We start from the raw sequence: 10,563 nt of genomic DNA, 5'->3' as shown, positions 1-10,563 counted from the left end.
CAGCGTAAGATGTAAGCCTTTTTTTGAACTCATAATGATATATTTATAGGTTGGAGATTATTTGTAACTTCTTGTTTTAACCTCGATGTTTTCGTAGATCAGCTCCTCTTTGTGCATCACTTCCTGGTTGATGTCTTTCCCCTGATATTCCCAGGCTGCAACATACTTGTAATTCACATCGTCTCTTTCTGCTTCTCCGTCCGGTGTGGAATGGTCTTCACGGAAGTGTCCTCCGCAGGATTCGTTTCTGTGCAATGCATCGATTGCCATCAGCTGGCCCAGCTCAAGGAAATCGGCTACCCGGAACGCTTTTTCGAGCTCCGTGTTCATTCCGTCATTATCGCCCGGAACCTTCACGTTTTTCCAGAAATCGGCTCTTACCGCTTCAATCTCGCGGATGGCTTCTCTCAGGCCTTCAGGTGTCCTTCCCATTCCTACTTTGTTCCACATGATGTGGCCCAGCTGCTTATGGAAATGGTCTACCGAATGGGTTCCTTTGTTATTCAGGAAGAAATTCACTTTTTCCTTCACCTCTTTTTCAGCCTCATCAAATGAAGCGGAATTGGTAGGGATGGTACCTGTTCTGATATCTGCAGAAAGGTAGTCGGCAATGGTGTAAGGAAGCACGAAATATCCATCGGCAAGTCCCTGCATCAGCGCGGAAGCTCCCAGCCTGTTGGCTCCGTGGTCTGAGAAGTTGGCTTCCCCTACAACGAAACATCCAGGAATCGTAGACTGAAGGTTGTAATCCACCCAAACACCTCCCATGGTGTAGTGAACGGCAGGATAAATTTTCATTGGCGTCCGGTAAGGATCATCAGCTGTAATCTTTTCGTACATGACGAACAGGTTACCGTACTTCTCTTCTACCCATCTTCTTCCCAGATCATACAACTGCTGGTCGGTAGGGTTCTGGATATGCTTTTCGATGGCAGCCTCTTTTCCTTTTTTCATGATTTCCGTGGAGAAATCAAGGTAAACCCCTTCGTGGGTATCATTGTTTTCAATTCCGAATCCGGCATCGCATCGCTCTTTGGCAGCCCTTGACGCAACGTCCCTTGGTACCAGGTTACCGAATGCAGGATATCTTCTTTCCAGGTAATAGTCCCGGTCTTCTTCTTTAATATTTTCAGGCCTTAATTTACCTGCACGGATGGCTTCCGCATCTTCAATCTTCTTAGGAACCCAGATTCTTCCGGAGTTCCGTAGTGATTCGGACATCAGCGTGAGTTTAGATTGCTGTGTTCCGTGAACCGGAATACATGTCGGGTGGATCTGTACATAACAAGGGTTTGCGAAATACGCTCCTTTTTTATGGATTTTCCATGCTGCGGAAACATTGGATCCCATGGCATTTGTAGAAAGAAAATATACGTTTCCGTATCCTCCTGAGGCAATTACCACAGCGTGAGCCGAATGCCTTTCGATTTCTCCCGTCACCAGGTTTCTTGCGATAATCCCTCTCGCTTTTCCGTCAACAATAACCAGGTCCATCATTTCATGGCGGTTATACATTTTGATTCTTCCCTTACCGATCTGACGGCTCATGGCAGAATAGGCTCCCAGCAACAGCTGCTGACCGGTCTGCCCTTTTGCGTAGAACGTTCTTTTTACCTGAACACCCCCGAATGAACGGTTGTCCAGCTGACCTCCGTATTCTCTTCCGAACGGAACCCCCTGTGCAACACACTGGTCAATAATATTGGCAGAAACTTCAGCCAGTCTGTATACGTTGGCCTCTCTTGCTCTGTAGTCACCCCCTTTGATGGTATCATAGAACAATCTGTAGGTAGAGTCACCGTCTCCCTGATAGTTTTTAGCGGCATTGATACCTCCCTGCGCAGCAATCGAGTGTGCCCTTCTCGGGGAATCCTGGTAACAGAATGCCTTTACATTATAACCCTGCTCTGCTAAGGTAGCTGCTGCAGAACCACCTGCCAATCCTGTCCCCACTACAATAATATCAATCTTATCTCTGTTGTTCGGGGCAACAAGGTTCATATGGTCTTTATGATTTTTCCACTTATCCTTTAAAGGACCTGCCGGAATTTTTGAATCTAATTTACTCATAATTGGTATATTGATATTATTGAGTTACAAAATGAAAAATTGCGATGAAAATAAAACCTGCCGGAATCAGGATGGAATACCATTTTCCGAAAGCCATGATCACCGGCGTGTATTTCGGGTGTCTTGCCCCGATCGACTGGAAAGAAGACTGGAAACCATGTCCCAAGTGCAGCCCCAGCAGAATAAATGAAATAACATAGATAATCACTCTCCAGGCATCTTCAAACTTGGCATGCAGATCTCCCCAGAAACGGGATTCTTCTACCGGCAATCCGTCGATGTACTTATAGTTCATCTCATGAAACCAGAAGTCATACATGTGAAGAAAGATAAATGCCAGAACTACGGCACCCGAGATGATCATGTTTCTGGACATCCAGGTGGAATTGTTGGAAGGATTGTTGGATTCGTATTTGATCGGACGTGCCTTCTGGTTTTTTATTTCCAGCACAAACCCCATTACGAAATGGAAGATGACAGCAGCAATCAGCACCGGCTGCATCACAAACTGAATCAGAGGATTATACCCCATGAACTCTGAGGCATTATTGTAAGCATCCGCACCAAAAACCGACAAAAAGTTTACAGTAAGGTGCATTATCAGAAAGATCAGCAAAAAAATTGCCGACAATGCCATAGCATATTTTCTACCTATCGTAGAACTCGTTAAACCTGCCATATAAGTTTACATTTGATTTTCCACAAAATTACTAAATGTTGACTACAACAAAAAGTGAGAAATCTCACAAAAAGCCAGTTTGTAATGTTTCTAAATAACAGCTAAAATATTATAAATAAAGGAAAAACAAATGCAGAGCAATCAGTCGAGACTGTAAATTTTACCGCTGAAAACAAGCTTGCCTGACCCCGCAGGAAGCTTTTTTACTTCAATAACCTTAACCCGCCTGGAAGCGCAGTAAGGATGGATCAGGTACCGCGTTGCTTTCTGTTCCTCCACGCCGTTTCCAAGCCAGAAACAGGCTGCATTCCCTTTCTTCACAGAAACCACCGTGCTTCCTGAAAACCGGTGAACCAACACTTCACTTCTACGATACTCAAAAAAGGAAAAAGTGCACCGCACCACGAGAAAGAGAGAAACAAAGAAGATAAACTTTGAACAGTTCCGGGGGTCAGGCTTGCTAATGACCCATCTCAACATCCATACAACCATCAGGAAGGCAGCAGCCTCCCAGCCATTCATCGCCATATTTTCAAAATACAAACCTTCGAATCCGGCAAACCAGTGGATTATTTTCAGCAGCACCTGAATGAGATGGTCATACACCGTATTGATGAAATCCAGATCAAGATCAAGGGCAATAAGGGCTGTCATCAGAAAGGAGAACACAATCACCAGTTCAGAGAACGGAACAATAAAAAAATTAGCCGGAACGGAAACAAAAGAAAACTGATGGAAATAATATAGGACCAGCGGCAGGGTGGCCAGCTGGGCGGCAAGCGACAGGGAAACCGTATTGAAAACAATCTTTTTAAACCAGTTGCTGCGCCTTGGCAAACGGTTCAGGATCGGCTGATTCAGCCAGTAAATCCCCAATACAGCGAGAAAGCTCAGCTGAAAACCGATATCGAAAAGCTGCTGCGTATCGGCAATAAGGATCAGCAGGGCCGCCAGTGCCATCGAATGCGGCAGATCAGGCTTTCTTTGCAAAAGCACATAGATAAAATAAACGCTCAGCATAACGGCAGAGCGGACTACCGAGCTTCCAAAACCAATAAATCCGGTAAACAGCCAGATGAATAGAAGGCTTAAAACGATGGCCCCTTTCCTGAAGTTCACCGGCAGTATCCGGATCAGCACAACATGCATCAACCCGAAAATAATCACGATATGGGTTCCGGAAATAGCCAGGAAATGCACCAGCCCCGAACGGTTGAAATCCTGTACGGTCTGCGTACTGGTTTCCGTGCGGTCCGCCAGGATAATCCCTTTCAGAAACTCCCGTGACACCGGTGAAACGGAGGTCCGGTCTATACCGGTGATAACCTCCAGCCTTTTCTGCGCCAGCTTTTCGCCGATGCCGAGATCATCCCGTTCCACAGATTCTATATTGCCCTTGGCATAGCACTGATATGCAATACCTTTACGCTGCAGGTATTTTGCATAATCAAACTGGAAATCATATTGCGGCGGCAGGGGTTCCGAAAGATACGCACGGGTTTGATAATAATGTTTAAAATCAAGGTTTCCCTCAGTTTTGGGAACAGAAAGCACCGCGCTGAACTCTTCTTTCCTTTTTTTTGCCGTTATTTCATATTTCCGGTATTTTTCACTGGAGTTCAGTTTTTTGGAAATCCTGAAGATGATGGTTTCCTCCTTACCGGCAGGGATCTCTTTTTTTAATAAGAATGGTGAATTGAAAAAGTGCAGCAGCATTCCGATTCCGAAGAACATGGATGCCAGCAGGTAAGGCCTGGCCTTATGGAGCAGGTAAGATATGAAAAAAGTACAGACCGGAACCAGCAGGCAGAATCCCCCAATGAAGAGGATGCATTCTTTCTGAAAGCGGAATTTTTCCTGAAATACAATTCCAAGGATCAGGCAGATAACCAGGATAAGAAGCGGCTGTTTATTCAATTCCAAAATTTGTGGTATCCAAAAATAAACATCCGGAATAAAAATCACAAATCAGAAATTCAAAACAGGATAAAATCCAGCTGCTTTTCTTTCACAAACCGGAAATGGGTTAAAATTTTCAAACAAATTGAGAATTCCGGTTAAAAGTTAAGCCTTCAGAATCACTTCTGCCGCCTGGTCGCTTGCCCCTTTCCCTCCTAATTTCTCTCTCAGCAGTTCATAATCCCTGAATATTTGAAACCTTTTCTCAGTTTCCAGGATATTTTTCAGCTCTTCTGCAAGTTGACCCGTATTCAGATCGTTCTGGATGAGTTCTTTCACCACCTCGCGGTCCATGATCAGGTTTACCAGGGAAATGTATTTAATGTTTTTTACCAGCCTCTTGGCAATGGCATAAGAAACTTTGCTCCCGCGGTAGCAGACTACTTCAGGTACATTCAGGAGTGCCGTTTCCAGGGTGGCCGTTCCGGAAGTGACGAGCGCTGCTTTAGAACACCTCAGCAGGTCATAGGTCTTATTGGAGACAAAATGCACATTTTCGTCCACATATTTCCCGTAAAACTCCTTTGTCAGGCTGGGTGCCCCGGCAATCACGAATTGGTATTCTTTAAAATAAGGCCTCACCGAAAGCATTATTTCTAGCATTTTCTCGACCTCCTGCTTCCGGGAGCCGGGCAGCAAAGCGATGATTTCTTTTTCATTCAGGCCGTTTTCCGATTTGAAATCTTCTGTCCGGAGGTCTTCCAGCGAAGAAATAGCATCCAGCAGCGGATGGCCCACAAAATGGGAATCCACACCGTGCTTTTTGTAAAAATCCTTTTCAAACGGAAGAATGACCATCATTTCATCCACATATTTCTTAATGATTTCCACCCTTCCCTCTTTCCATGCCCATAGCTGCGGGGAAATATAATATACGACTTTTATCCCAAGCTCTTTGGCGAATCTGGCAATCCGGAGGTTGAATCCCGGGTAGTCAACCAGGATCAGCACATCCGGCATATGCTTCCTGATGTCTTCCTTGCAGAATTTAATGTTATTGAGAATGGTACGCAGGTTCATTGCAACCTCCAGGAATCCCATGAAAGCAAGGTCACGGTAATGTTTTACCAGGGTTCCGCCCTGGGCAGCCATCAGGTCTCCGCCCCAGAACCGGAATTGCGCATCCGGGTCTTTCCGGTACAAAGCTTTCATCAAATTGCTCCCGTGAAGATCTCCCGAAGCTTCTCCTGCGATAATATAATAGTTCATTTCCTGAATTCTTTTTTGTTTTCCGGTATCACGGAACGTTCCCTGTATTTTCTGACGGATCATGGGAGCTTTCTATGAAAGGAATAGAGACAAAATAAGATAATGTATGATCTTAATTTGTAAATTTGTTCAAAGATAATGATAAAAAATGTCAGAAGAATTTGAAATCCGGAATAAAGTTGCGGAAAGCGGCCTCATCAATTTTGATCTTACGGATCTTTTGCCGAAAGGCCAGAGAAAAGGAATCGACCTGAAGGACTTCCTTTTTATGGAAATGATCCTTAAAGAAAAGGACTTCCGGGAAAAGGTAGCTGCCATTGATGTAGAGGATTACCGCGATGCGTATGTCTATGTATACAATTCTGCCGATGCCATTGTTCCGCTGTGGGCCTATTTCCTGATTACGGCAAAATTAACGGAGGTGACTAAAAAAATCGTATTCGGAAACCGTAAGGATCTTGAAGTCATCCTGATGCATAATGCCATCCAGACTTATGATTTTGATGAAATGACAGGAAAGCGGGTCTTGGTAAAAGGCTGTTCGGATAAAGCAATCCCGGAAAATGCCTATATAGAACTGGTAGAACAGCTGCAGCCGATCGTAAAATCACTCATGTTTGGTGAGGCCTGTTCCAACGTCCCTATCCTGAAGAATTAAATCCGGACTGTAAAATTTCTTACGGAAATCTGTTGAGGAATAGTTTTTGGTACGGATGGTCTATAACTATTAAACGGACATTGATTATGAGCCTTATTGATTTACTTACAGGAAATACCGGAAGCCAGGTGGTGGACCGGGCAGAAAATAAATTCGGGATCAGCAGGAATCAGGTTCTTGCCTTACTGGCAGTGGCAGCCCCACTGATTATATCGTACCTGAGAAAAAAATCGGAAAACAGTACGGAAGCGGAATCGCTTAACAAAGCATTGGATAAAGACCACGACGGAAGCATTCTGAACGATCCGTCCCAACTGGAATCCCGTGAAGCGGAAGGCGGATCGATCCTGAACCACATTTTCGGCAACGATAAACAGAATGTAGAAAACAAACTTTCCGAAAACACAGGAATTTCCATCGATAAGATCGGGCCTGTACTGGCGATGCTGGCACCGGTAATTATGGGATACATCGGTAAAGAAAAACAGCAAAGCAATGTAGGAGCCGGTGGCCTTGGAGGTTTACTGGACGGTATTCTCGGAAATGCAGCCGGTGCGGGACAAAGCCAGGGCCAGCAGTCCAATCCGCTTCAGGATATTTTAGGAAGCGTTTTAGGCGGAGGCAATAATGGACAGTCCTCAGGAAATCCGCTAAGTGACATTCTCGGTAATGTACTGGGTGGAAATGATCAGAAAAAGCAGCAAGGCGGAGGCGGGCTCGGAGATATCTTAGGCAGTTTCTTAGGAAAATAATTTAATTTAATTTTGTAATATCAAAAAGGGCTGAGAAAGTTTTCTCAGCCCTTTTTATTTTAGTTTTTGGCTTTATCTTCAGAAGCAGCAGCCGCAGGCTTTGAAGCTTTTCTAAGTCTTCTTTTTCCATAGCTCCCGTTATTGATTTTGCCTCTCTTGGATTTTTTGTCTCCTTTTCCCATAATGTAAATTGTTTTGTTGATTGATTGATTAACTACGAATTTAAAAAATATGCTGCGAAGATAAAAACCCGGGCTGTTAAAATTTTTATAAAAAACCCGCTTCCGGAAATAGACGGCGCGTTTAAAATGCACAGGATAAATAAGAGAAATTAAAGTAAACCCAAATTTAATTTTAATTTTTACGAAAAATATTTATTGTAAAACAATAAATATTTATACATTTGCAATAAATAAAAATAAACATCATGAAAATTACAGGAAAGAAATCCCTTCTTTGGTGGATGCGGTATCCCTTCGGGATCTATACCGCCGGATTCGGTGCCGCTTCCCTCTGGATCGCGGGCCTGCTGGTCTTCTACTTGCTTACCGGGGAAACCAACCGTTTCATTTCGTCAGGAGCAGTGGAAAATGCAGCCCATGGAAACATTCATCACATGGTTCAGTTCCAATACCCATTTGGAAGCATGGTTCTGAATACCGAAAATTCAACAAAGGGAATCTTACTGGCTTTCCTGGGAGTTGTTTCCATCAATTTTATCCTGGTTGCGGTTTTCAGGATTATGCTTGAGCTTTCGCGGGACCATTTTTTCACCGGTAAGGCGGTCCGGAATTTTAAGATCCTAGGCTTCGGGCTTCTTTCCTTCGGCATCATCCATACCCTGATCAATCTCCTGATCTCACCTCAGCAGCCTGATCTCACCGAACCACTTATCTTTATCGTGACCGGATTTATTTTTATCCTGATGAAAGAAATCTTTCTGAAAGGGAAAAGGATGCAGGATGAAAGCGATCTTGTTATTTAACTATCTTCAACTAAAATTCTAATTTATAATAACTATGAAAAAAGCAGTATGTATCCTGTCTCTCCTGTTTTGCGGCCTTATTTCCGCGCAGGAACTGAACAGTGACCAGAAGCAGATCCTGAAATTCGATAACGTTGCGCGGTTTTCAGACCTGGTTAACGGCGAAAGTATCAATTCGTGTTTCAAGACGGAGAACAATGCCTACACGTTACTGGCTCTGGCCATTAAAATGAAAAGCACCCGTATTTTCCAGAAGCTTATCGACAACAAAGCAGATTTGGAAAAAATATGCGATGGTAAAACGCCATTGATGTTTGCTGCAAAATACGGAGATCTTGCGATGGCAAAAAAACTTCTCGAAAACGGAGCGAAAAAAGAAACGGTAACGGATAAAGGTTTTACCGCACTGAATTATGCCGAAAAATACAACCAGCCTGCAATGATCGACCTTTTAAAATAAATTGATATGATAAAAATTATCGGAAAAAACTCGCTCTCACAATATTTAAGTTATCTTCTGCTTGTGCTTTTTATTTTATTTGCCGTTCAGTGCATCTACGAAATTATCGGGTTTGCTGTTCTGACCTATAACTTTAAAACCAGAAATACCATTCTTTCAGACTTTTTTATCACCGGTACAGATGTCGGCTGGGCGAAAAACCAATGGACACAGACGATGGATGGTATGATAAAATTTAAAATCTTCGTTCCTTTTACCAGCCAGAATCTATTGACCGGGATATTCAGTACCTTCAGTATTTTAAATTTTATTTCCAATATCATTTTCATTACTGTGTTTTTATTCACGGGTTACCGGTTTTTAAGGGAAATCAGCAGAGAACAGGTTTTTAATACCCAGGCCTTGTTGTGCCTTAAAAGATTCGGGTGGACCAATATTCTGTATGCCACCGTTGTCATGGCCATGATCCCCTTTACGGTAAAAACCTTGATATCGCCAGGTTATAATGTAATTCTTTTCTTATTCTTCGGGGCTCTGGTGTTATTCATTGTGGAATTTTTCAAGAAAGGTCTGGAGCTTCAGGAACAGGTTGATTTAACGATTTAAGAGATGCCGATTATCATTAATGTAGATGTCATGCTCGCCCGGCGCAAGATGCAGTCACAGGAGCTTGCCGAAAAAATCGGGATTACCCAGGCCAATCTTTCCATCCTGAAGACCGGAAAGGCAAAGGCCGTGAAACTGTCTACCCTGGAAGCCATCTGCAAAGCCCTGGACTGCCAGCCGGGAGACATCCTGGAATATGTGAAAGATTGAAATGCTGTATAGACAATCCATGTTGAATACAATAATGGAATGGCAAGACAATCATTATACACCTTTATACATCATATGACTTTAAATATGGAATAAAACCACTGTTGCCATGAAAACTCAGACAAAAACTTCCTTCGGGGAGTTTTTTTGTGTTAAAAACCTTCAAAAATCTTATCTTTGCCCACGGAAAATTCAAAGTTCGGAAATGAACTTTAAACCTTGAACTTTAAACCAATAATTTATGTTTCGATCGCACACCAACGGAGAATTGTCTCTGAAAAATCTTAATGAAGAAATTACGCTTTCGGGATGGGTACAGACCATCCGGGACAAAGGATTTATGATTTGGATCGATCTCCGGGATCGTTACGGAATTACCCAGCTGGTGTTCGACCAGGAACGTTCTACTGCGGAACTGATGGAAAATGCCAAAAAACTGGGCCGTGAATTCGTGATCCAGGTAACCGGAAAAGTGATTGAAAGGGTTAGCAAGAATCCCAATATCCCAACCGGGGAAATTGAAATTTTAGTGGAAAAGCTAACGGTTCTCAATGAATCCCAGCTTCCGCCTTTCACTATCGAAGATGAAACCGATGGCGGTGAAGAGCTGAGAATGAAATACCGCTACCTGGATATCAGGAGAGCACCGGTAAGGGACAAACTGATCTTCCGTCACAAAATGGCACAGAAAGTAAGGAATTACCTTTCCGACAACGGGTTTATTGAAGTGGAAACCCCTGTTTTAATCAAATCCACCCCTGAAGGAGCACGGGACTTCGTGGTGCCGAGCAGGATGAATCCGGGACAGTTCTATGCATTGCCGCAGTCTCCCCAGACCTTTAAGCAATTGCTGATGGTTGGCGGAATGGATAAATATTTCCAGATCGTAAAATGTTTCCGTGACGAGGATTTAAGAGCCGACCGTCAGCCGGAGTTTACCCAAATCGACTGTGAAATGGCTTTCGTGGAGCAGGA

At 43.5% G+C, this 10,563-nt stretch carries 12 protein-coding genes; 7 read left to right on the top strand and 5 right to left on the bottom strand.

Annotated features, from left to right (window positions below; all coding sequences use genetic code 11):
* Positions 1-57 precede the first annotated feature (57 nt).
* The 4 genes from QZ735_RS03480 to lpxB form a co-directional block, all read right to left on the bottom strand.
* Positions 58-2,070, bottom strand: a complete 2,013-nt coding sequence (locus QZ735_RS03480; protein WP_294244240.1) for a fumarate reductase/succinate dehydrogenase flavoprotein subunit — start codon at positions 2,068-2,070, stop codon at positions 58-60.
* A 16-nt stretch (positions 2,071-2,086) separates the two neighbouring features.
* Entirely contained in the window at positions 2,087-2,749 is a 663-nt protein-coding gene (locus QZ735_RS03475; RefSeq protein ID WP_294244237.1) for a succinate dehydrogenase cytochrome b subunit, read from the bottom strand.
* Positions 2,750-2,890: 141 nt separating this feature from the next.
* Positions 2,891-4,672 carry a ComEC/Rec2 family competence protein gene (locus QZ735_RS03470; protein ID WP_294244235.1) on the bottom strand — a complete coding sequence of 594 codons (1,782 nt, stop codon included), beginning with the start codon at positions 4,670-4,672 and terminating at the stop codon, positions 2,891-2,893.
* A gap of 141 nt (positions 4,673-4,813) precedes the next feature.
* Positions 4,814-5,917, bottom strand: a complete 1,104-nt coding sequence (gene lpxB, locus QZ735_RS03465) for a lipid-A-disaccharide synthase (RefSeq protein ID WP_294244232.1) — start codon at positions 5,915-5,917, stop codon at positions 4,814-4,816.
* Positions 5,918-6,065: 148 nt separating this feature from the next.
* Between lpxB and QZ735_RS03460 the strand changes: the two genes are divergently transcribed.
* Positions 6,066-6,575 carry a DUF2480 family protein gene (locus QZ735_RS03460; RefSeq protein WP_294244229.1) on the top strand — a complete coding sequence of 170 codons (510 nt, stop codon included), beginning with the start codon at positions 6,066-6,068 and terminating at the stop codon, positions 6,573-6,575.
* Between the two features lie 86 nt (positions 6,576-6,661).
* On the top strand, positions 6,662-7,327 hold the full coding sequence (locus QZ735_RS03455) for a DUF937 domain-containing protein (RefSeq protein WP_294244227.1): 666 nt from the start codon (positions 6,662-6,664) through the stop codon (positions 7,325-7,327).
* Between the two features lie 59 nt (positions 7,328-7,386).
* Here the strand turns inward: QZ735_RS03455 and QZ735_RS03450 are convergent, their stop codons facing one another.
* Complete coding sequence (locus QZ735_RS03450) at positions 7,387-7,509, bottom strand: 30S ribosomal protein THX (RefSeq protein WP_294244224.1); 123 nt, start codon at positions 7,507-7,509, stop codon at positions 7,387-7,389.
* Positions 7,510-7,754: 245 nt separating this feature from the next.
* Between QZ735_RS03450 and QZ735_RS03445 the strand changes: the two genes are divergently transcribed.
* From QZ735_RS03445 to QZ735_RS03425, 5 genes are all read left to right on the top strand, one after another.
* Entirely contained in the window at positions 7,755-8,312 is a 558-nt protein-coding gene (locus QZ735_RS03445) for a DUF2975 domain-containing protein (RefSeq protein WP_294244222.1), read from the top strand.
* A 34-nt stretch (positions 8,313-8,346) separates the two neighbouring features.
* Complete coding sequence (locus tag QZ735_RS03440; RefSeq protein ID WP_294244219.1) at positions 8,347-8,772, top strand: ankyrin repeat domain-containing protein; 426 nt, start codon at positions 8,347-8,349, stop codon at positions 8,770-8,772.
* Positions 8,773-8,778: 6 nt separating this feature from the next.
* Complete coding sequence (locus QZ735_RS03435; RefSeq protein ID WP_294244217.1) at positions 8,779-9,378, top strand: DUF2975 domain-containing protein; 600 nt, start codon at positions 8,779-8,781, stop codon at positions 9,376-9,378.
* 3 nt (positions 9,379-9,381) lie between these two features.
* Complete coding sequence (locus QZ735_RS03430; RefSeq protein WP_146942061.1) at positions 9,382-9,588, top strand: helix-turn-helix transcriptional regulator; 207 nt, start codon at positions 9,382-9,384, stop codon at positions 9,586-9,588.
* 241 nt (positions 9,589-9,829) lie between these two features.
* Positions 9,830-10,563, top strand: a 734-nt coding sequence (locus QZ735_RS03425) for an amino acid--tRNA ligase-related protein (RefSeq protein WP_294244210.1), incomplete at its 3' end; no start/stop codon positions are given.

Source organism: uncultured Chryseobacterium sp., assembly GCF_913776365.1.
Taxonomy (GTDB): domain Bacteria; phylum Bacteroidota; class Bacteroidia; order Flavobacteriales; family Weeksellaceae; genus Chryseobacterium.
The sequence above is the reverse complement of the archived record's forward strand: the minus strand, read 5'-3'. Positions and strand labels throughout refer to the sequence as shown.